General features: G+C 68.6%; 18 protein-coding genes. 4 read left to right on the forward strand and 14 right to left on the reverse strand.

Annotated features, from left to right (window positions below; genetic code table 11):
• Positions 1 to 99 precede the first annotated feature (99 nt).
• The gene (locus J2S75_RS08620) at positions 100 to 1,545 is read left to right on the forward strand and encodes a helix-turn-helix domain-containing protein (RefSeq protein ID WP_307019419.1); all 1,446 of its coding nucleotides are present in this window, start codon (positions 100 to 102) and stop codon (positions 1,543 to 1,545) included.
• Between the two features lie 150 nt (positions 1,546 to 1,695).
• Here J2S75_RS08620 and glnT read toward each other — a convergent pair whose 3' ends face one another.
• The 5 genes from glnT to J2S75_RS08645 all read right to left on the reverse strand — a co-directional run bounded on the left by glnT (position 1,696) and on the right by J2S75_RS08645 (position 6,991).
• Positions 1,696 to 3,015, reverse strand: a complete 1,320-nt coding sequence (gene glnT / locus J2S75_RS08625) for a type III glutamate--ammonia ligase (RefSeq protein ID WP_307019420.1) — start codon at positions 3,013 to 3,015, stop codon at positions 1,696 to 1,698.
• A 200-nt stretch (positions 3,016 to 3,215) separates the two neighbouring features.
• Positions 3,216 to 4,553: an FMN-binding glutamate synthase family protein gene (locus J2S75_RS08630; protein WP_307019421.1), complete on the reverse strand. Its 1,338-nt coding sequence runs from the start codon at positions 4,551 to 4,553 to the stop codon at positions 3,216 to 3,218.
• A gap of 7 nt (positions 4,554 to 4,560) precedes the next feature.
• Positions 4,561 to 5,286, reverse strand: coding sequence for a GltB/FmdC/FwdC-like GXGXG domain-containing protein (locus J2S75_RS08635; RefSeq protein WP_307019422.1), 726 nt, complete (start codon positions 5,284 to 5,286; stop codon positions 4,561 to 4,563).
• On the reverse strand, positions 5,283 to 6,164 hold the full coding sequence (locus J2S75_RS08640) for a class II glutamine amidotransferase (protein ID WP_307019424.1): 882 nt from the start codon (positions 6,162 to 6,164) through the stop codon (positions 5,283 to 5,285). The genes J2S75_RS08635 and J2S75_RS08640 overlap by 4 nt, the downstream gene beginning before the upstream one ends.
• Positions 6,165 to 6,304: 140 nt before the next feature.
• Positions 6,305 to 6,991 carry a helix-turn-helix domain-containing protein gene (locus tag J2S75_RS08645; protein ID WP_370874103.1) on the reverse strand — a complete coding sequence of 229 codons (687 nt, stop codon included), beginning with the start codon at positions 6,989 to 6,991 and terminating at the stop codon, positions 6,305 to 6,307.
• Positions 6,992 to 7,162: 171 nt separating this feature from the next.
• Between J2S75_RS08645 and sthA the strand changes: the two genes are divergently transcribed.
• Positions 7,163 to 8,557: a Si-specific NAD(P)(+) transhydrogenase gene (gene sthA / locus J2S75_RS08650; RefSeq protein ID WP_307019425.1), complete on the forward strand. Its 1,395-nt coding sequence runs from the start codon at positions 7,163 to 7,165 to the stop codon at positions 8,555 to 8,557.
• A gap of 172 nt (positions 8,558 to 8,729) precedes the next feature.
• Complete coding sequence (locus J2S75_RS08655) at positions 8,730 to 10,256, forward strand: FAD-binding oxidoreductase (RefSeq protein WP_307019426.1); 1,527 nt, start codon at positions 8,730 to 8,732, stop codon at positions 10,254 to 10,256.
• A gap of 18 nt (positions 10,257 to 10,274) precedes the next feature.
• Here J2S75_RS08655 and folD read toward each other — a convergent pair whose 3' ends face one another.
• The 6 genes from folD to J2S75_RS08685 form a co-directional block, all read right to left on the reverse strand.
• Positions 10,275 to 11,144, reverse strand: coding sequence for a bifunctional methylenetetrahydrofolate dehydrogenase/methenyltetrahydrofolate cyclohydrolase FolD (gene folD, locus J2S75_RS08660; protein WP_307019427.1), 870 nt, complete (start codon positions 11,142 to 11,144; stop codon positions 10,275 to 10,277).
• Between the two features lie 10 nt (positions 11,145 to 11,154).
• Positions 11,155 to 12,024 carry a formyltetrahydrofolate deformylase gene (purU, locus tag J2S75_RS08665; RefSeq protein WP_307019428.1) on the reverse strand — a complete coding sequence of 290 codons (870 nt, stop codon included), beginning with the start codon at positions 12,022 to 12,024 and terminating at the stop codon, positions 11,155 to 11,157.
• 101 nt (positions 12,025 to 12,125) lie between these two features.
• On the reverse strand, positions 12,126 to 12,749 hold the full coding sequence (locus J2S75_RS08670; protein ID WP_307019429.1) for a sarcosine oxidase subunit gamma: 624 nt from the start codon (positions 12,747 to 12,749) through the stop codon (positions 12,126 to 12,128).
• Positions 12,742 to 15,714 (reverse strand): sarcosine oxidase subunit alpha family protein, encoded by a 2,973-nt coding sequence (locus J2S75_RS08675; RefSeq protein ID WP_307019431.1) that lies wholly within the window; start codon positions 15,712 to 15,714, stop codon positions 12,742 to 12,744. The genes J2S75_RS08670 and J2S75_RS08675 overlap by 8 nt, the downstream gene beginning before the upstream one ends.
• Positions 15,711 to 15,995, reverse strand: coding sequence for a sarcosine oxidase subunit delta (locus J2S75_RS08680; RefSeq protein WP_307019432.1), 285 nt, complete (start codon positions 15,993 to 15,995; stop codon positions 15,711 to 15,713). The genes J2S75_RS08675 and J2S75_RS08680 overlap by 4 nt, the downstream gene beginning before the upstream one ends.
• A 145-nt stretch (positions 15,996 to 16,140) precedes the next feature.
• Positions 16,141 to 17,391 (reverse strand): sarcosine oxidase subunit beta family protein, encoded by a 1,251-nt coding sequence (locus J2S75_RS08685; protein ID WP_307019433.1) that lies wholly within the window; start codon positions 17,389 to 17,391, stop codon positions 16,141 to 16,143.
• A 137-nt stretch (positions 17,392 to 17,528) separates the two neighbouring features.
• Here J2S75_RS08685 and J2S75_RS08690 point away from each other — a divergent pair, with 137 nt between their 5' ends.
• Positions 17,529 to 18,500 (forward strand): LysR family transcriptional regulator, encoded by a 972-nt coding sequence (locus J2S75_RS08690; RefSeq protein WP_307019434.1) that lies wholly within the window; start codon positions 17,529 to 17,531, stop codon positions 18,498 to 18,500.
• 119 nt (positions 18,501 to 18,619) lie between these two features.
• Here J2S75_RS08690 and J2S75_RS08695 read toward each other — a convergent pair whose 3' ends face one another.
• The 3 genes from J2S75_RS08695 to J2S75_RS08705 all read right to left on the reverse strand — a co-directional run bounded on the left by J2S75_RS08695 (position 18,620) and on the right by J2S75_RS08705 (position 21,692).
• Positions 18,620 to 19,834 (reverse strand): beta-ketoacyl-[acyl-carrier-protein] synthase family protein, encoded by a 1,215-nt coding sequence (locus J2S75_RS08695; RefSeq protein ID WP_307019435.1) that lies wholly within the window; start codon positions 19,832 to 19,834, stop codon positions 18,620 to 18,622.
• Positions 19,834 to 20,103, reverse strand: a complete 270-nt coding sequence (locus tag J2S75_RS08700) for an acyl carrier protein (RefSeq protein WP_244378203.1) — start codon at positions 20,101 to 20,103, stop codon at positions 19,834 to 19,836. Before J2S75_RS08700 ends, J2S75_RS08695 begins: the two co-directional genes overlap by 1 nt.
• 137 nt (positions 20,104 to 20,240) lie before the next feature.
• Positions 20,241 to 21,692, reverse strand: a complete 1,452-nt coding sequence (locus J2S75_RS08705; RefSeq protein ID WP_307019436.1) for a GH1 family beta-glucosidase — start codon at positions 21,690 to 21,692, stop codon at positions 20,241 to 20,243.
• Positions 21,693 to 21,715: the final 23 nt, after the last annotated feature.

Raw genomic sequence — 21,715 nt, forward strand, 5'->3', positions numbered from 1 at the left:
GTTCGTCCGGGCGCGCGTGAGCGGCCATCCTTCGAGGCTGGCCCCCGGCCAGCACCTCAGGATGACGGTGCTCTGTAGCTGGTTCTGGGAGAGGCGATTATGTCCCGAAAAGTCTTCGCCGGCCATGCGGTGCGCCATGTGCGTGAGCGGCTCGGGCTGACGCAGATGGATTTCGCCCGGCGCCTGTCGCTTTCCCCGAGCTACATCAACCAGATCGAGAGCAACCAGCGCCCCGTTACCGCCGCCGTGCTGCTCGCCATCAGCCGGGTGTTCGATCTCGACATCACCCGCTTCGGCGCTGACGATCTCGACCGCGTGGTCGCCGATCTGCGCGAGGCGCTGGCCGATCCGGTGTTTCGCGGCATCGAGCCGAGCCTGCAGGATCTGAAGAACGCCACCACCCATGCCCCCGCCTTTGCCCATGCTTTCCTGCGCCTGCACGGGGCGCTGCGCCGGCTGGAGGAGCGCCGCGCCGCGCAGGAGGATGCGCTTGTCTCGGTGGCGCGCGAGGTCGACGGGGCGGCGCCGGACGAGGTGCGAAATCTCGCGCCCTATGAGGAAGTGCGCGACCATTTCCACTACATCGACAATTATGTCGACGGACTCGACCGTGCCGGCGAGGAGCGCAACGCGGCGCTCGACCTGTTCGGCCGCGACGATGCGGTGGGCGTGCTGGCGGCGCATCTGCGCCAGCGCCACGACATCACGGTGGAAATGGCACCCGCCACCCGGCTCGACGCGCCGCTTCTCGCCTATGACCGCCACCGCCGGGTGGCGACACTGGCGCGCACGCTCGACCCCGCGAGCCGCGCCTTCCGCCTCGCCGCCTTTCTCGCCCGCTTCGAGCAGAACGAGATCATCGACCAGCATGTGCAGGAGGCCGGGTTCCGCAGCCCTACGGCGCGCGACGTGTGCCGGCTGTCGCTGCAGAACTATTTCGCCGGCGCGCTCCTGCTGCCCTATCGCCGCTTCGCCCGGCTGGCGCGCGAGACGCGGCACGATCTCGACCGGCTGGCCGCCCTCACCGGGGCGAGCCTGGAACAGGTGTGCCATCGCCTCTCGACGCTGCAGCGGCCGGGCGAGAAGGGGGTCCCGTTCTATTTCCTCAAAGTCGACCGCGCCGGCAATGTCATCAAGCGCCACAGCGCCACGCGCTTTCAGTTCGCCCGCTATGGCGGCGCCTGCCCGGTGTGGAACGTGCACGAGGCGTTCGAGCAGCCTTCGCGCACGCTGGTGCAACTGGGCGAGATGCCGGACGGGGCGCGCTATCTGTGCCTGGCGCGCGGCACGTCAAAGCCGGCGCTGCGCCACGGCGCGCGCGAGCGCCGCTTCGCGCTCGGCATTGGCTGCGAGATTTCCTATGCCGGCGAGCTCGTCCATGCCGACGGGCTGGACCTGAAGGCGGCCGCTCCCGCGCCGCTCGGCGTCAATTGCCGCATCTGCCCGCGCACCGCCTGCCCCGAGCGTGCCTTCCCCCCGCTCGACCGCGCCATCGTGCTCGATCCCGACCAGCGCGACGTGGTGCCGTTCTCCGTGCGGGAGTGAGGGGCGCTGGGAACGGTTCTGCCCGCATCGTCATCCCGGCCGGAGGCGAAGCCGGAGAGCCGGGATCGTGCGCAGGATGGAGCCGGATGCGATCCCGGATACGGCCTCGCGGCCGTTCCGGGATGACGCCGGCGCGGGGAAAACTCCCCCTCAGATATCCAGCGTGTTGTCGCGCTCCCACTGGGTGAGGTGGCGCGAATAGGCGTTCCATTCCTCGTGCTTGAGCTTGGAATAGCCGTCCACCAGCGGCGCGCCGAGCGCGCTGCGCAGCACGCTCGACTTTTCCAGCGCGCGGATGGCGTCGAGCAGGTTCAGCGGCAGCTTCTTGGCGCCCCTCACCTTGTGGCCGTCCGTGTACATGTTGATGTCGAGCCGCTTGCCCGGGTCGCGCTGGTTCTGGATGCCGTCGAGCCCGGCGGCCAGCATGGCGGCGGGGGCGAGATAGGGGTTGGCGGCGCCGTCCGGCAGGCGCAGTTCCAGCCGGCCCGCATCGGGAATGCGGATCATGTGGGTGCGGTTATTGCCGGTATAGGTGACGGTGTTGGGCGCCCAGGTGGCGCCGGAGACGGTGCGCGGGGCGTTGATGCGCTTGTAGGAATTCACCGTCGGGTTGGTGAAGGCGCACAGCGCGTCGGCCGAGTGGATCAGCCCGCCGATGAAGCCGTAGCCGAGGGCGGAGAGGCCGAGTTCGCCGTCCTCGTCCTCGAACAAATTGGCCCCCTCCGGGCTCCACAGCGAGGTGTGCATGTGGCAGCCCGAGCCGGTGAGGTCGATGAAGGGCTTGGGCATGAAGGTGGCGCGCAGCCCGTGCTTCTCGGCGATGGAGCGGGCCATGAACTTGAAGAACACATGCCGGTCGGCGGTGATGAGCGCGTCGGCGAAGTCCCAGTTCATCTCGAACTGGCCGTTGGCGTCCTCATGGTCGTTCTGGTAGGGGCCCCAGCCGAGGGTGAGCATGCAGTCGCAGATTTCCTTGATGACGTCGTAGCGGCGCATCAGGGCGGACTGGTCGTAGCAGGGCTTGGTGGCGTTGTCGGCGGCATCGGAAATCTTGCTGCCATCGGCATTGGTGAGGAAGAATTCGCACTCCACCCCGGTCTTCATGACATAGCCGAGGCTTTCGGCGCCGAGCATGGTGGATTTCAGCACGTTGCGCGGCGCCTGGGCCACAAGCTCGTCGTTCATCACGAGGTCGGAGGCGAGCCAGCCGACTTCCGGCTTCCATGGCAGCTGGATCAGGCTGGAGGCGTCGGGAACGGCGAACAGGTCGGCATCGGCCGGGCTCATGTCGAGCCAGGTGGCGAAGCCGGCGAAGCCCGCCCCGGCCTTCTGCATGCCGCTGATGGCGCTGGCGGGCACGAGCTTGGCCCGGAGCGCGCCGAACAGGTCGACATAGGAGATCAGGAAGTACTTGATGCCGAGCTCTTTGGCGGCATGTTTCAGATCGGCTTGGGCAAGGTCGTTGGCCATGGTGCTATCCGGTTTCGCTGTTCCCCGGCCCGTTCGGGCTCGTTGGTGAATGCATTTTCAGGGCCGTTCCTTGCCCTTCGTCCCACCGTTCCGTCATCCCGGAACGGCCGTCAGGCCGTGTCCGGGATCGCGAAACAATCAGGCACGCGATCCCGGCTCTGCGGCTGCGCCTCGGGCCGGGATGACGGTTGCCAAACCCCTCAGAAACCGCCGTTGCGGCCCGGTATCCAGTCGGTGCCGGCCAGCGGCACATTGGCCATGGCGGCGGCCTCGATGGTCAGCGCGACGAGGTCTTCCGGCTCCAGATTGTGCACATGGCTCTTGCCGCAGGCGCGGGCGATGGTCTGGCACTCCAGCGTCAGTACGGCGAGATAATTGGCCAGGCGGCGACCTGCGGCCACCGGGTCGAGCCGCTTCATCAGCTCGGGGTCCTGGGTGGTGATGCCGGCGGGGTCGCGGCCCTCGTGCCAGTCGTCATAGGCGCCGGCGCGGGTGCCGAGCGCCGCATATTCGGCGGCATAATGCGGGTCGTTGTCGCCCAGCGCCACCAGCGCGGCGGTGCCTATCGCCACCGCATCGGCGCCGAGCGCCAGCGCCTTGGCGACGTCCGCGCCGTTGCGGATGCCGCCGGAGACGACGAGCTGCACCTTGCGGTGCATGCCGAGGTCCTGCAGCGCCTTCACCGCCTGGCGCACGGCGGCGAGAGTCGGGATGCCGACATGCTCGATGAAGATTTCCTGCGTCGCGGCGGTGCCGCCCTGCATTCCGTCGACCACCACCACATCGGCGCCCGACTTCACGGCGAGGGCCGTGTCGTAATAGGGGCGGGCGGCGCCGACCTTCACATAGATCGGCTTTTCCCAGTCGGTGATCTCGCGCAGTTCCTCGATCTTGATTTCGAGATCGTCCGGTCCGGTCCAGTCCGGGTGGCGGCAGGCGGAACGCTGGTCGATACCGACGGGCAGGGTCCGCATGGCGGCGACGCGCTCGGTGATCTTCTGGCCGAGCAGCATGCCGCCGCCGCCGGGCTTGGCGCCCTGGCCCACCACCACCTCGATGGCGTCGGCGCGCTTGAGGTCGTCCGGATTCATGCCGTAGCGCGAGGGCAAATACTGGTAGACGAGCTGGGTGGAATGCCCGCGCTCCTCATTGGTCATGCCGCCATCGCCTGTCGTGGTGGAGGTGCCCATGGCCGAGGCGCCACGCCCGAGCGCTTCCTTGGCATTGGCCGAAAGCGAGCCGAAGCTCATGCCGGCGATGGTGATCGGGATCTTCAGCTCGATCGGCTTCTTGGCGAAGCGGGTGCCGAGCACGACCTCGGTCGAGCACTTCTCGCGGTAGCCTTCCAGCGGGTAGCGCGACATGGAGGCGCCGAGGAACAGCAGGTCGTCGAAGTGGGGCACCTTGCGTTTGGCGCCGCCGCCGCGAATGTCGTAGATGCCGGTCGCCGCCGCGCGGCGGATTTCCGAGAGCGTGTAATCGTCGAAGGTAGCGGACGCGCGGGGCGTCGTGCGCGGAGTATTGCTGTGGTCGGTCATCGCGCCCTCAGTAGCTCGACACGTTGTCGACGTGGAAATGGTAGAGCGTGCGGGCCGAGCCGTAGCGGCGGAACTCCGCGATATCGACCTCACCGAGAATGCCGGCCGCTTTCAGCTTCTCGGCCAGCAGGGCCTTGTGCTCCTCACGCATCTCCTTCTCGATGCAGTCGGCACCGAGCGAGGAGACGGAGCCGCGCACGAACAGCTTGGCCTCATACAGGCTGTCGCCCAGCGCCTCGCCGGCATCGCCCAGCACGGTGAGGGTGCCGGCCTGCGCCATGAAAGCGCTCATATGGCCGACCGAGCCCTTCACCACGATGTCGATGCCCTTCATCGAGATGCCGCAGCGGGCGGAGGCGTTGCCGTCGATGATGAGCAGCCCGCCATGGGCGGTGGCGCCGGCGGCCTGGCTGGCGTCGCCCTTCACATGAACGAAGCCGCTCATCATGTTCTCGGCGACGCCGACACCGGCATTGCCATGGACGATGACGCGCGCCTGCTTGTTCATGCCGGCGCAGTAATAGCCGACCGGCCCGTCGATCTCGATGGTGACCGGCACGTCGAGCCCGGCGGCGATGGCGTGGCGGCCGGCGGGATGGGCGATCTTCCACAGCGTCTGGTTGGTGTCGGGCGCCAGCTTGTGCAGCGCGCCGTTCAGCTCGCGCAGCGGGGTGGTGGCGAGGTCGACGAGGGTTTCGCCCTCGGCGGTGGCAGGCTTCAGCGAGAGGTTCATGCGGCGCGATCCCAGAAATAGACACGTGCCGGCTCCGGCTCGAACACCCGCGCGGTCTCGATGCCCGGCAGGCCGGCGAGCGCGCGGTATTCGGAGGCGAAGGCGACGTAATCATCGGTTTCGGCCATGACGGCCGGCTTGCAGGCGATCGGGTCGCGCAGCACGCCGAAGCCGCTCTCCGTGCCGACGACGAAGGTGTAGAAGCCGTCAAGGTCGCCCAGCGAGTGCTCCAGCGCCTCGCCCAGCGTATCGCCGCCGCGCATGCGGTAGGTGAGATAGGCGGCGGCGACCTCGCTGTCGTTCTCCGTCGTCACCGGCAGCCCCTCGCGGGCGAGCAGCCGGCGCACGCCGGCATGGTTGGACAGCGAGCCATTATGCACCAGGCACTGGTCCGGCCCGGTGGAGAAGGGGTGGGCGCCATCCGTGGTCACGGCGCTCTCGGTCGCCATACGTGTGTGGCCGATAGCGTGGGTGCCGCTCATCTCCTCCAGCTTGAAGCGCTTGGCGACATCGGCAGGCAGGCCGACCTCCTTGTAAAGCTCCATGCGGGTGCCGGCGCCGACCACGCGCAGCTCAGGCGCGAGGCGGGCGAGCGCGGCGCGGACGCTCGCTTCCTCCTCCACCGGCACGCTCAGCACGCCATGGGTGTCGCGGGGACGAATGGGATGGCCGATCGCCTCGCCGAGCGCGGCGAAATCGGTGCCGGCGGGCCCGCGCAGCGTCAGTTTCACGAAACCGGGCGTGCCGCCGCCATAGACCGCGAAGCCGGCGGAATCCGGCCCACGGTCGCACATGATGTCGAGCATCTGCGAAAGCAGGGCGCCGAGCTCCGGCTCCAGCTTCGGCTGCTTCAGGAACAGGCCGACAATGCCGCACATGGCTTGAGAACTCCTGCAGGCAAGGGAAGGGCAAGGGCCATGAGGCCGTGCCTCCTCTTGTAGGAGCGGCGCGGGCGGGCGTCAATCTGTGTGAATATAATTTTCTTCTGAGGAAAATATCGCGGTGTTCCGTTCCGGCCTCAGCGTTCGCTCTCACGCGGGTACATGATGATGGAGAGGTAGCGCATCGGCCGCACCAGCAGTTCCTCCGGCCCATGGGTGGCGGCGCTGTCGAACAGCAGCGAGTCGCCGGGCTTGAGGTGATAGGTGCGGTCGCCATGGCGGTAGATCACCTCGCCGGAGAGCATGTGGATGAACTCCACCCCGGCATGGCGGAAGCCGGTATAGGGCACCGCCTCCTCGCTCAGCGTGATCAGATAGGGTTCGACCCCCACCTCGCCGCCGAGCGCGTGGCCGAGCAGTTCATATTCGTGCCCCACCTTGGTGCCGCGCCGCTCGATCCGCACTCCGCCGCCGGCCGGCACGAAGGAGCAGTCGCGCTTTTCCTCGAAGCTGGTGAACAGGGTGGAGATCGGCACGTTCAGCACGGTGGAAATGGCTTGCAGCGTCGCCAGCGAGGGCGAGATCAGCCCGTTCTCGATCTTCGAGAGCATGCCGACCGAGATGCCGGCGGCGCTGGCGACATCGGAGACGGTGAGGTCGAGATCCCTGCGGATCGCCCGCACCTGATGGCCGAGCGCCTGTTCCAGCGTGCGCTCGCGCGCCACCGGGGCGCCCGAACCGGTGGTCAGTTCCTCCGCCGGCACCTCGGCCATCGTTGCGCGCGCCTTGCGCCGTCCATCCGTCACGCGAGCTTCCCCCTTCATTTCCCTTGGGCGATGGGACGCGGTTTGCCGGCAAAAGCAAGCCCCCCGACAGGCTCGCCGGGCAAGATCACTCGGCAATGTGCCCGCCCGGCACTGTCATGGAGCCTTGGCATTCATCGTGCATCGAAGGGCGAGCCCCTACCTCGTTGCCACAGGACGGTTCGTCGCGCCATGTACGATTTCGACATGATTGTCATTGGCAGCGGCCCCTCCGGCCGCCGCGCCGCCGTCCAGTCCGCCAAGATCGGCAAGTCGGTGCTGGTGGTGGAAAAGGGGCGCCGCGTCGGTGGCGTGTCGGTCCACACCGGCACGATACCCTCCAAGACGCTGCGCGAAACCGTGCTCAACCTCTCCGGCTGGCGCGAGCGCGGCTTCTATGGCCGCTCCTACCGGGTGAAGCAGGATATCGGCGCCGGCGACCTGATGGCGCGGCTGCACAAGACGCTGGACCATGAGGTTGAGGTTCTGGAACACCAGTTCGCGCGCAACGCGGTGAAGACCGCGCGCGGCGAGGCGCGTTTTGTCGACCCACACACCATCGAGATCACCGCCGAGGGCGGGGAGGTCGACACCGTCACCGGCGCGCATGTGCTGATCGCGGTCGGCACCCGCCCATTCCGGCCGGACTATGTGCCTTTCAACGGCATGAGCGTGTTCGACAGCGACGAGATCGTCGACCTGCCGCGGCTGCCGCGCAGCCTCGCGGTCATCGGCGCCGGCGTCATAGGCGTGGAATATGCCTCGATCTTCAGCGCGCTCGACGTGTCGGTGACGCTGATCGAGCCGCGCGCCACCTTTCTCGACTTCATCGACAAGGAACTGATCGAGGAATTCACCCACGAACTGCGCGACCGCAATGTCGGGCTGCGCCTCGGCGCCGCCGTCAGCTCCATCACGCTGGATGCGCGCGAGCGGCCGGTGTGCAAGCTGGCGGACGGGCGCACCGTACAGTCCGACATGCTGCTCTTCGCTGCCGGTCGCGTCGGCGCCACCGACCGGCTGAATCTGGAAGCCGCCGGCCTTAGCGTCGATCATCGCGGGCGCATCACCGTCGAGCCGAAGACACTGCAGACCGCCGTGCCGCATATCTATGCAGCGGGGGATGTCATCGGCTTCCCCAGCCTCGCTTCCACCTCAATGGAGCAGGGCCGCGTCGCCGCCTGCCACGCCTTCGGGCTGGAGCCCCCGCCCCCGCCGGAATTCTTCCCCTATGGCATCTATTCCGTGCCTGAGATGTCCACCGTCGGCATGAGCGAGGAGGAGGTGCGCAAGCGGGAGATACCCTATGAATGCGGCATTGCCCGCTTCCGGGAGACGTCGCGCGGCCACATTATGGGGTTGAACAGCGGGATGATGAAGATGATCTTCTCGGTGAAGACCCGCCGCCTGCTGGGCGTCCACATTGTCGGCGAGGGCGCCACCGAGCTGATCCATATCGGCCAGGCGGTGCTCAACCTCAAGGGCACGATCGACTACTTCATCGAGAATACGTTCAACTATCCCACCCTTGCGGAGGCCTACAAGATCGCCGGCCTGGATGCTTGGAACCGCATGACCCGGGTGTGAGCCCCGCCGCCGGTGCCCGCGGAGGGGAGTGGTGCAATCAAAAATTGATTTTATGCAACCCTGAGATTTATTGCTATCCCCTTCACAAGTCGCCACCAATATGGGACGCATGGGGAAAAGGCGTGGGGGCCGCTTTGCGGAGGTCCGTATCCGCGTCACGGGGGGCCACCAGATGAACGCAGCGCCACGGCTTAACCGCCGCAGTCTTCTCCTCGGCACGGCGGCGAGCGCCGCGCTGGCTGGCTTCGCGCCGCTGCGGGCGCAGGAAGCGTCGACCCCGGCCCCAGCGCCTGCTCCCGCAACGGTCACGCCCCCGGGCCCGCTGGTGGATCGCTGGCAGGCACTGGCCCGCATTACCGATGGCGCGCTGCTGCGCCCCTCCGATGCCGGCTTCGCCGCCGAGGCGCTGCCCAACAATCTGCGCTTCCGCCATGTCCGGCCGGAAGGCATCGTGCGCTGCCGCACGCCCGAGATGATCGGCAACGTGCTGAGCTGGTGCCAGGACTATGAAGTGCCCTTCGCCCTGCGCGGCGGCGGCCATTCCTATGCCGGCTTTTCCACCACCCATGGCCTGCTCATCGACATGGCGGCGATGAACACCATCGCCTATGACCCTGCCACGGGGCGGGCCAAGGTCGGCGCCGGTGCGATCAACCAGCCGATCTACGACGCGCTGCGCCAGTCCGGGCGGATGATGACGCATGGCCGCTGCCCCACCGTCGGTGTCGCCGGCTTCGTGCTCGGCGGCGGCATCGGCTTCAACATGCGCCGGCTCGGCCTCGCCTCGGACAGCCTCATTGCCTCCGAGATCGTCACCGCCGATGGACGGGTGCGCACCCTCTCCGCCAGCGAGGAGCCGGACCTGTTCTGGGCGATAAGGGGCGGGGGCGGCGGCAATTTCGGGGTGAGCACCTCCTTCACCTTCGACACCATGCCGGCCGACCGCCAGATCACCGCCTTCCGCATCGTCTGGCGCCAGAACACGCGGAAAGTGGCCGGCGCGCTGTTCGCCGCGCTCGACGACGCGCCGGTGACGCTCGGCACCCGCATCAGCCTCGCCGGCGTGACGCCTAAACTTCATGCCGGCGGGCGGCAGGTGTCGATCACATTGCTCGGCCAGTTCGCCGGTGACAGGCAGGGGCTGGAAAAGCTGCTGCAGCCGGTGATGGCCGTCGCCGTGCCTGAACTGGCCGACATCCGCGAACTGCCCTATTGGGACGCGCAGGCTTTCTTGATGGAGCCCGGCGCCCCGGCCTGGTACCGCGAGCGCTCGGCCTTTCTCGACACCGCCCCAACCGATGCGTTTCTCGACCGGGCGTTCGATCATCTCGTGCGCTGGCCCGGCACCGGCGCGCATGGCGACCTGTTCTTCTTCCAGACTGGCGGGCGCATCAACGAGACCGCGCCGGCGGCGAGCGCCTTCGTGCATCGCGCCAGCCGCTGGCTTTCCGTGGTGGGGGTGAGCTGGAGCGAGGACGACACGGTGCGTCCGGAGATCGTGCGTGCCGCCAAGGACTGGCAGGACGCACTCTACCGCGCGGTCGACCATGCCGGCGGGCACGGGGCCTTCGTCAATTTCCCCGACGCTTCGCTCGCCGAGTGGCGCGCCCGCTATTACGGCGCCAACCTGCCGCGCCTTGCCGCCATCAAGGCGGCGGTCGACCCCGGCAATCTGTTCAGCTTCCCGCAGGCGATCTGAGCCTTCGCGGCCGCCGCGTCAGGTGAGCTGGCGGCGCGCGGCGGTGAGGGTGTTGGCCAGCAGGCAGGCGATGGTCATCGGCCCGACGCCGCCCGGCACCGGGGTGATGGCCCCGGCGATGCCCTGCGCTTCCTCGAAGGCCACATCGCCCACCAGCCGCCCCTTGCCATCCGCGCCAGTGATGCGGTTGATGCCGACATCGATCACCGTCGCGCCCGGCTTGATCCAGTCGCCGCGGATCATCTCCGGCCGGCCCACCGCGCCGATGAGGATATCGGCGCGCCGGCACACGGCGGGCAGGTCGCGGGTGCGCGAATGGGCGAGGGTGACGGTGCAGTCCTCCCGCAGCAGCAGCTGGGCGAGCGGCTTGCCGACGATGTTGGAGCGCCCGACCACCACCGCTTCCAGCCCGGCGAGGCTGCCGAGCGTGTCCTTCAAGAGCATCACGCAGCCGAGCGGGGTGCAGGGCACCAGCGCATCAAGCCCCACCGCCAGCCGGCCGGCATTCACCACATGGAAGCCGTCGACATCCTTCGCCGGGTCGATGGTGGCGAGCACCGCCTGCGCATCGATATGCCCGGGCAAGGGCAGCTGCACGAGAATGCCGTGCACGGCAGGGTCGGCGTTGAGCGCCCGCACCAGCGCCAGCACCTCGTCCTGCGTGGCCTCCGCCGGCAGCTTGTGTTCGATCGAGGCCATGCCGGCCTCCAGCGTCTGCTTGCCCTTGTTGCGGACATAGACCGCGCTGGCGGGGTCCTCGCCCACCAGCACGACGGCGAGGCCCGGAGTCACGCCGGTCTCCTTGATGAAGGCGGCGACCTCGCCCTTCAGCCGGGCGCGCATCGTCTCGGCAAAGGCCTTGCCGTCGATCAGCCGGGTCTCGATCATGAAAGCCTCCTCAGTCGCGGAACACGACCGTCTTGTGCCCGTTCACCAGCACGCGGCCGTCGAGATGCCAGGCCAGCGCGCGGGCGAGCACGCGGCGCTCGATGTCGCGGCCCTTGCGCACGAGGTCCTCGGCCGAGTCCTGATGGCTGATGCGCTCGACATCCTGCTCGATGATCGGGCCTTCGTCGAGATCGGAGGTGACATAGTGCGCCGTGGCGCCGATCAGCTTCACCCCGCGCGCATGCGCCTGGTGATAGGGCTTGGCGCCCTTGAAGCCAGGCAGGAAGGAGTGGTGGATGTTGATGCAGCGGCCCGACAGCTTGGCCGATAGCCCATCCGACAGAACCTGCATGTAGCGCGCCAGCACCGCCACTTCGGCGCCGCTCGACTGGAACAGCTCCCACAGCTGGGCTTCCTGCTCCATCTTGGTCGATTTGGTGATGGGCAGATAGTGGAAGGGAATGTCCGCGAAATCGAGATGTGCATAGGTCTCGCGCGGGTAATTGGCGGCGATGGCGACGATGTCCATGGGAATTTCGCCGATGCGCCAGCGATAGAGCAGGTCGGCGAGGCAATGGTCGAATTTCGAGACCAATAGCATCACCTTCGGCTTGCGGCCACGCGGGCGCAGGCGCCAGTCGAGCGCGAATTTGCCCGCCACCGCTTCGAAATCGCTCTTCAGCGCCTCCAGCGGGCCGGCGCCGGCGGGGCGGTCGAACATCACCCGCATGAAGAAGCGGCCGCTTTCCGTGTCGTCGAATTGCTGGGCTTCGAGGATGTTGCCGCCCTGCTCGAACAGGAAGCCGGCGACGCTGGCGACGATGCCGGGCCGGTCGGGGCAGGACAGGGTGAGCACATAGGGGTCGCGGGTGTCGGTCATGTCAGGTCTCGTCGAAACGCCGGTCGCGGCGTCGGTGATGCGCGCGCCGACAGGCTTCTAGGGGAGAAGGGGCGAGGGGGGAAGCGCGCTCTGCGCCGCCGTCAACCTCGTCCCGCCGTCCCATTCTCCAGAGCGAGGCCGAATTCCGCGCCGCTGGCGACGAGGAAGCGGGTGAAACTGGCTTCAAAGCTGCGCGCCACGAGGAGGCGCCAGCCGCTCTCATGCACCCGCCACAGCGTCACGCCGATATGGGCGATCACCGTGGTGGCGGCGTGCCCGGGCAGAAACACGCGGGGGTCGAGGTCGATCAGCGCGCCCTTGGCGAGGAGATCAGGCACCTTCTCGCCCGTGAGATTGAAAGCGACGGAGGCGTCGCTCTGTTCGCTCACCGCCGCCTCGGCCCCCAGCAGCGCGCGCAGCGTGCCTTCAAGGTCCGGCTCTATGGTCGACAGCACGAGAAAGCGCCCCGGCCCGGTGCCGACCACGGTGGAGGCGGCGCTGATCGCCGCGCCGGCCCGGTCGGCCACCTCCACCCCGAAGGCCCGCCCCAGCCGGGCGGCGACGCTGGCGGCAAAGCCGTTGCGGGCGACGACAAGGGCGATGAACGGCGTGTCCGTGGTGGAGACGGTGACGCCGGGCTCGCCCGCCGCGCCATAGCGGCCGGAGGGTGGCACGCGGTCGAACGGGATGCCCGCGAGGGGATCGTGAGACGAATGGTCAGCCACGGAGACGCACTCCTTCCGGGTCGATGAAGCCGGGCGCGCAGATTTCGACTTCGATTTCCTCGCCGCGCACCGGATCATAGGCGCGCACGCGCTCGCCGAGCCGCTCCGGCCCGCGCTTGATCAGGCCGAGGCCGATCCAGTGGCGCAGATGCGGGGAATAGGCGACCGAGGTCATGTAGCCCTGGTCGTTCGCCAGGGTGGGCGCCGCGCCGAGCTTGAGGAAGTGCGCCCCGGCCCGCAGCCGGCGCGAGCGGTCCACCGGCCTGAAGCCGACGAAGCACGGGCGCTCCGGGTCGGTCAGGCCCGGCCGGGCGGCCATCACGCGGCCGATATAGTCCTTCTTGGTCGAGGCCATGCGGCCGAAGCCGAGATCGCCCGCCGTGGTCTGGCCGGAAAGCTCGTTGCCGGAGACATGGCCCTTCTCGATCCGCATCACCCCCAGCGCCTCGATGCCATAGGGCGTGATGCCGAACTCTTCGCCCGCCTGCATCAGCGCCGCCGCCAGCGCCGCGCCATGGCGGGCCGGCACCGCGATCTCATAGCCGAGCTCGCCGGAGAAGGAGAGGCGGAACAGCCGCGCCTTGACCCCGCCCATGACCGTGCACTCGATCGCGCCCATGAAGGGCAGCGCCGCGTTGGACACGTCGCCATCGGCCACCCGGGCCAGCACGTCGCGGGCACGCGGGCCGGCGAGGGCGATCTGCGCCCATTGCTCGGAGACGGAGGACAGCGCCACGTCGAGTTCCGGCCACAGCACCTGCAGGCAGAATTCGAGATGCTGGAACACCTTGGCCGCATTGGCCGTGGTGGTGGTCATCACGTAATGCTCAGGCGACAGGCGCGCGGTGGTGCCGTCATCCATCACCATGCCGTCCTCGCGCAGCATGACCCCATAGCGCGCCTTGCCTACCGCGAGCCCGGCGAAGCCGTTGATGTAGACGCGGTCGAGGAAGGCGCCGACATCCGCCCCCTGCAAATCGATCTTGCCGAAAGTCGAGACGTCGATCAGCCCCACGGAGGCGCGCACGGCCGTCACCTCGCGCGAGACGGTCTCCAGCCAGTCTTTTTCGCCCTTACGCGGGAAATACTGCGCGCGCAGCCACGCCCCGGTTTCGATGAACACCGCGCCCTGCGCGCGCGCCCATTCATGCGTCGGGGTGAGGCGGACCGGGCGGAAATCCTTCCCCCTATGATGCCCGGCCAGCGCGCCGAGCGACACCGGCGTGTAGGGCGGGCGGAAGATCGTCGTGCCGGTCTCGGGGATCGAGGCGCCGGTGAGGCTGGCCATGATGGCGAGGCCGGTGACGTTGGAGGTCCGCCCCTGATCGGTCGCCATCCCGAGCGTGGTGTAGCGCTTGAGCAGTTCGACCGAGCGGAAGCCCTCTTTATGGGCGATCCCGACATCCTTGGCGGTGACGTCGTTCTGCAAATCGACAAAGGCCGGGCCCTTCGAGCCCTCGACATGCCAGAATGGGGTGAGGGCGAAGGCGGCATCCGCCACTTCGGGCACGTCGGGCGCCGGCACGGTGAAGCCGAGCGCCTCAGCCGCTTCCGCCCCCATGGCCGCGCCGTCCTTGAGGCACGCGCCGAGGCCGAAAATCCCACGCGCCGCCCCGGCCACGGAGAGCCCCGGCGGGCAGGTGCCCGGCACGAAGGCGGCGAGACCCGCGTCCCACATCGGCTTGCCGCCATGGTGGCACGTGAGATGCACGGCGGGCGACCAGCCGCCCGATACCGCCAGCGTGTCGGCGGCGATCCGCTCGGTGCCCGAGGGCGTGGCGACGGTGAGTCCGGTGAGTGTCTTGCCGGCCGTGGCGATCACCTGCGCGCCGGTCAGCACGCGGAGGCCCTCGGCACGCGCCGCCGCGACCAGGGCCGGCGCCACCTCGGCGCGCACGTCGATGATGGTCTCCACCGGCGCACCAGCGGCCTGGGCGGCCAGCATCTCCCGCCAGGCGCCGTCATTATTGGCGAACAGCGCGATCTTCTGCCCCGGCAGCACGGCGTGGCGCTGCACATAGGTGCCGACCGCGCCCGCCAGCATCACCCCCGGCCGGTCATTGCCGCCGAACACGATGGGTCGCTCGGTGGCGCCCGCCGCCAGCACGGCGCGCCGCGCGATAAGCCGCCACAAGCGCTGGCGTGGCTGGAAGGGCAGGGGTTCGGGCAGATGGTCGCTCACCCGCTCCAGCGCGCCATAGGTGCCGCTGTCATAGACGCCGAACACCGTGGTGCGGCGCATCACCCGCACATTGGGCAGGCTGGTCAGTTCCGCCACGACATGGGCGGCGAAGGCCGGCGCGGGCCGGCGGTCGATATCGCCCGCCTCGGCATTGAGCCCGCCGCCGGGCAGGAAATCCTCGTCGGCGAGGATCACCCGCGCGCCGGAGCGCGCCGCGGTAAGTGCGGCCATCAGCCCGGCCGGGCCGGCGCCGATCACCAAGAGGTCGCAGAAGGCGGTCGCCTTCTCATAATGGTCCGGGTCCGCTTCCTCCGCCGCCCGCCCGAGCCCCGCCGCGCGGCGGATGATCGGCTCATAGAGCTTCTCCCAGAAGGCGGCAGGCCACATGAAGGTCTTGTAGTAGAAGCCGGCGCCGAGAAACGGCGACAGGAAGCGGTTGAGGCTCAGCGCATCGAAGGCGAGCGAGGGCCAGCGGTTCTGGCTGGAGGCCACCAGCCCGTCATAGAGCTCGGTGACGGTGGCGCGGGTGTTGGGCTCGCGCCGCGCGCCGGAGCGCAGTTCCACCAGCGCGTTCGGCTCCTCCGCCCCGGCTGCGACGATGCCGCGCGGGCGGTGATATTTGAACGAGCGGCCCACCAGCCGCACGCCATTGGCCAGCAGCGCCGAGGCCAGCGTGTCGCCTTCATAGCCCTGATAGGAGGTGCCGTCGAAGCTGAAGCCGAGAGACTTCGCCCGATCGATCAGGCCGCCGCTGGTAAGCCGGTTACGGTTCGGCGCGCTCATGCCGGCTCTCCCGAGGCCTGTTCAGTCGCACGCGCGGCAACGGCGCCTGAGATGGCGTGGGTGCGGGTGTCGCGCGCCACGCGCAGCCACTGGCGGCAGCCATTGGCGTGGTACCACCACTCCTCATGTGCCCCGGCCGGGTTGTCGCGCAGATAGACATAGTCATGGAACTGCGCGTCGGCGTCCGCCGCCGCCGGGTCAGGGCGCGTCAGGGTGGCGTCGCCGAGAGTGGCGAATTCATGGGCGTCGCGTTCGCCGCAATAGGGGCAGGGGATACGCATCAGGTGGCACCTTCGGGAGGAAGCCCCTCACCCGGATCGCTGGGCGATCCGACCTCTCCCCGTCGGGGAGAGGTGAAGGGCGGCCGGCTTCCTCTCTCCGTGGGGGAGAGGGGTGGGGTCAGGGGGAGGGCGCGAGGAGGGAGCATTAATGCAGGTTCGGCTGCGCGCCGACTCCCTTCTCGTCGATGAGATGGCCGGTGCGGAAACGGTCGAGCCGGAAGGCGCCGGCGGTCTCGTGCGGCGCTCCCTTCGCCAGCAGATGGGCGAAGCACCAGCCGGAGGCTGGCGTCGCCTTGAAGCCGCCATAGCACCAGCCGGCATTGAGATAGAGCCCCGGCACCGGCGTGCGGTCGATGATCGGCGAGCCGTCCATCGACATATCCATGATGCCGCCCCAGTGGCGCAGCAGCCGCAGTCTTCCGATGCGCGGCATCAAGGCCATGCCGCCCTCGCACACATCCTCGATCACGGGGAGGTTGCCGCGCTGGGCGTAGGAATTGTAGCCGTCAATATCGCCGCCGAAGACGAGGCCGCCCTTGTCGGACTGCGAGATGTAGAAATGCCCGGCGCCGAAGGTGATGACGCCGTCGACCAGCGGCTTCAGCCCCTCGGAGACGAAGGCCTGCAGCACATGGCTCTCGATCGGCAGGCGCAGCCCGGCCATGGCGGCGACGCGCGAGGACGAGCCCGCCACCGCTACCCCGACTTTGCCCGCCCGCACCGGCCCGCGCGTGGTCTCGACCCCGACAATGGCGTCGCCCTCGCGGATGAAGCCGGTCACCTCGCAATTCTGCACGATGTCGACGCCGAGCCGGTCGGCCGCGCGGGCATAGCCCCACACCACCGCGTCGTGGCGGGCAGTGCCGGCGCGGGCCTGCAGCAGCCCACCCTGAATGGGAAAGCGCGCATTGTCGAAATCCAGGAACGGGTACATGGCACGCACCTGCGCCTTGTCCAGCAGCGCGGAATCCACGCCGGCGAGGCGCATGGCATTGCCGCGCCTGGCATAGGCGTCGCGCTGGGCGTCGGAGTGGAACAGGTTGAGGATGCCGCGCTGGCTCACCATCGCGTTGTAGTTCAGCTCCTGCTCCAGCCCTTCCCACAGCTTCATCGACCATTCGTAGAACGGCTCGTTGCCGGGCAGCAGGTAGTTGGAGCGGATGATGGTGGTGTTGCGCCCGGCATTGCCGGAGCCGATGACGCCCTTTTCCAGCACCGCCACATTGCGGATGCCGTGCACCTTGGCGAGGTAATAGGCGGTCGCCAGCCCATGCCCGCCGCCACCGACAATGATGACGTCATAAGCGGGCTTCGGCGCCGCCTCGCGCCAGGCCGGCACCCAGCCCTTCTGGCCGTTCAGGGCATTGGCGAGCAGGGAAAACACGGAATAGCGCATGGGCGGGGCTCGTTCGGGGCTCGCGTGGCATTGGCTGCCGGACACCGTCAAAACCTATAGATCAACCCTGATCTGGTGATAATATAAGTTTTAGTTATATATAGACCCGATGACGGCGCGACACGAAAGACCGCCCCATGCCCCCCGCCGACACGTTGCCCTTCGACCTGCGGGCGCTGGAAATCTTCCTCGCCGTCTGCGACGCCGGCACCATGGCGCAGGCGGCCCGGCGGCTCGGGTTGACCCAGCCGGCGATCTCGCAGGCGGTGGCGGACCTTGAGCGTCGCATCGGCATCGGCCTGTTCGACCGTACCGCCCGCCCCCTCGGCCTCACCGCCGCCGGCGGGGCGTTGCGCCAGCGGGCGAGCGCCCTGGTTTCCGAAGCACGACAGATCGCGCCGCTGCTGCGCGAGGCCGAGCATGCCCGCCTGCCGCTGCTGCGCGCCGGCCTGGTGGATTCGCTGGCGCGGGTGCTGATGGCCCCGCTCGCCCGCGCGCTGGGGGAGAAGGCGGAGCAGGTGTCGCTGCTGTCGGGCCTCACCGCCTCGCATGCCGGGGCGCTGCTGACCCGCCAGCTCGACCTGCTCGTCGGCGCCGACGCGCTGGACGAGATCGAGGGGCTGGAGCGCTGGCCGCTGCTCACCGAGCCCTATGTGCTGCTGCTGCCGGCGGCGGCGCCTGCCCCGACGACGGTGGAAGCGCTGGAAGACCTCGCCCGCGCCCTGCCGCTGGTGCGCTTCTCCGCCCGTTCCAAAACCGGCATGGAGGTGGAGCGGCATCTGCGCCGGCTGCGGCTCGATCTGCCGCGTCCGCTGGAATTCGACACGCCCTATGGCGTCACCAGCGCGGTGCTGGAAGGGGCGGGCTTCGCCGTGACCACGCCGCTCTGCCTGGTGGAGGCTGGGCTGAAGCTCGACGGCTTCGCTTGCCACAAGCTCCCCGGCCCGGGGCTGACGCGCCACCTCACCCTCATCGCCCGCCGGCAGGAATTGGGGCGCCTGCCGCGCGAGACCGCCGCCTTCTGCCGCGCCCGCCTCGCCGCGCAGCGCGGCGCGGTGGCGGCGCTGGTGGGAGAGAGTTTGGCCGGGGAATTCGCGGTAGAGGGGTGAGGGGCGCGTGCTTCAAGGCCCGGCTTTGCCCGGGCACGTCAGCCTGACGATGGGAATCAGGCATGCGCCGTCATCCCGAGGTGCCCGGCGTCAGCCGGACCTCGACGGATGCCGCAGGTCTAAGCGTCGAACCGCTTCACCGCCAGCACGGCGTTGAGCCCGCCAAAGGCGAAGGACGAGGAGAGCGCGGCCTCGATCGCCGCCGCCCGCGCCGCGTTGGGCACGCAGTCGAGGTCGCAATCGGGGTCGGCCTCGCGAAAGCCCATGGTCGGCGGCAGGAAGCCCTCGCGCAAGGCGAGCACGGTGGTGACGAAATCCAGCGCACCTGAGGCGTTCATGGTGTGGCCGTATTGCGACTTGGACGACGACACCGGCAGCCTGGCGAGGTGATCGCCGAACACCAGCCGCAGCGCGCCGGCCTCGGTCTTGTCGTTCAGCGCCGTGGCGGTGCCATGGGCGCTGACATAGCCGATCGCTTCCGGCGCCAGCCCGGCATCCTCCAGCGCGAAGCGCATCGAGGCGGCCGCACTTTCCATATCGGGGGCGGTGATGTCCATGCCGTCCGCGCTCATGCCGAAGCCGACGATCTCGGCATGGATGGTGGCGCCGCGCGCGCGCGCCCGGTCCAGATTCTCCAGCACCACGGCGCCGGCCCCCTCGCCGATGACGAGGCCGGAACGGTCCTTGGAGAAGGGGCGGCAGGCCTCTGGCGAGAGCACGCGCAGCGCCTCCCAGCTCTTCAGCATGCCGTAGGTGATCTGCGATTCGCCCCCGCCCGCCAGCGCCACATCCAGCATGCCGGAACGCACCATGTGGAAAGCGGTGCCGATGGAATGGGCGGCGGAGGAGCAGGCCGAGGCGATGGAAAAAGCCGGGCCGTGAATGCCGAGATCCATGGTCACATGGCTCACCTGCCCGCTCGGCATGGCGCGGGGCACGGTGAAGGGGTGCGGGCGCGGCGCGCCCTCGGCATAGAGCTTACGGTAGCTGTCATCGACGGCATGGAAGCCGACCGAGGCGGCGAAGATGGCGCCGACGCGGTGGCGCGCCACACCTTCGAAGGCCGGGCCGGCATCGGCCAGCGCCTGCCGGGCGGCGACCACGGCGAATTGCGAGGTGCGGTCGACAAGGCCAAGCTGGCGCGGCTCGAAATGCTCTTCCGGCACGAAGCCACGCACTTCGGCGGAAATCTTCGTCTTCATCGCGGAAACGTCGAGGCCCTGTGTCGGGCCGATGCCCACCGTACCGGCGCGCAGACCGGCGAGATGGGCGGCGACATCATTGCCCAGCGCGGAAAGTGAACCGAGGCCGGTGACGGCGACGCGTGCGGCCATCAGGCGGTCTTCGCCTTCTGCGCCGCCAGCAATTCGGCGACATGATCGACCAGCGTGCCGACCGTGACCTCGCTGCCGCTCAGCGGGCCGTCATTGGGAATCTCGATGCCGAAACGGCTTTCCAGCTTGAAGATGGTCTCGATCAGGTCGAGCGAGGAGATGCCCAGCTCCGCCACCGGCGTGTCCGGCGTGAGCAGGCTCGCATCGACACCGACCTCGCCGGAGATGAAGGCGACGATTTCGGCGACGGCGGGATCGTCTGTCTGCATGCGTCTGTGCTCTGTCTCGTGCGTCGGCCCGCGAGCCGGCAATGCGGTTAGGTATCACATAGAAAGGGCCGTGGGGCACCTACCGTCAAATGACCGACATATGTGTCGGGCGCATGTCGGCCTGTTAACAGGATACCTCAGGGCGCCACGGCACCGCCCTGCGCTTTCATCAGGCTGGCGAGATAGCGCGCGGACTGCTTGGGCGTGCGCTGCTGGGTGGCGAAATCCACCCGCACCACGCCGAAGCGCCGGCGCTCGCCTTCCGCCCATTCGAAATTATCGAGCAGCGACCAGACATAGTAACCCTTCAGCGCGCAGCCCTGCGCGATCGCCTCGCCGGCGGCGACGAGATGGGCGCGCAGATATTCCGTCCGCTCCGGGTCGGCCACCACCCCGTCCACCGGCGCGGGGTCCTCGTAGCAGGCACCATTCTCGGTGATGAAGACCGGCGGGTTGCCATAGGTGTCGCGCAGCCGGGCCAGCACCTCCACCATGCCCTGCGCGCTGATCGGCCAGCCGAGCAGCGTCTGCGGCGTGTCCGGCGGCAGCGCGCCCCAGCTTGCCTGGCCGAGAAAGGCGTTGGCGTCGTGCTTGATGTAGGACGGGCCGTAATAGTTCACGCCGAGGAAATCGAGCGGGGCGCGGATCGTCTCCATATCGCCGGGCTGGACCAGCGGCGCGAAGGCCTCAGTGAAGAGGGCAGGGTAGCGGCCATGGAACAGCGGGTCGAGATTGATCGTGTTCCAGCAGGCGTCGAAGCGCGCGGCCGCCGCGATGTCGGCAGGCTCCGATGAGGCCGGATAGATCGGCTGCAGCGACAGCACCGTGCCGAGCTTGAGGTCGGGGTGCAGCCCCTTCACGGCGGCGATGCCGGTGCCCTGCGCGAGATTCTGGTGGTGCTGCGCCTTCACATAGCTGTCCCAGCCGGTGAGGCCCGGCGCGTGATTGCCGAAGCCATGGCCGAAAATGGCATGCACCGACGGCTCGTTCAGCATCGCCCACGGCTTCACCCGGTCGCCGAGCCGCTGCACGGCGACGCGTGCATAGTCGGCGAACCAGTTTGCCATGTCGCGATTGTGCCAGCCGCCGCGTTCCTGCAGCGCCTGCGGCAGGTCCCAGTGATAGAGACAGGCCATGGGCTGTATGCCCTGGGCCAGCAGGCGGTCCACCAGCCGATCGTAGAAATCGAGCCCCGCCGCGTTCACGGGGCCGGTGCCGTCGGGCATCACCCGCGGCCAGGCGAGGGAGAAGCGATAGGCCTTGAAGCCGAGATCGCCCATCAGCGCCACGTCGTCAGCGTAGCGGTTGTAGTGGTCGCAGGCGACATCGCCCGTCGTGCCGTCGGCGATGCGGCCGGGCGTGTGGGAAAATACATCCCAGATGGAAGGCTTGCGCCCGCCTTCCGCCACTGCGCCCTCGATCTGGTAGGCGGAGGTGGAGGCGCCCCAGACGAAATCCGCCGGCAGGCGCGGCGTGCCGGAGGGCGGCAGCGGCACGGCGGCAGCGGCTTGCGCTCGGTTGGACAAAGGCAGGGCCGGCAGGCTGGCGGCGGCAAGGGCGGAGAGCAGCAGGTCACGGCGTCGGAGCATCGGCGCGGATTCCTCGAACAGGC

Origin of the sequence: Ancylobacter polymorphus, from assembly GCF_030813495.1 — a bacterium.
Classification (GTDB): domain Bacteria; phylum Pseudomonadota; class Alphaproteobacteria; order Rhizobiales; family Xanthobacteraceae; genus Ancylobacter; species Ancylobacter polymorphus.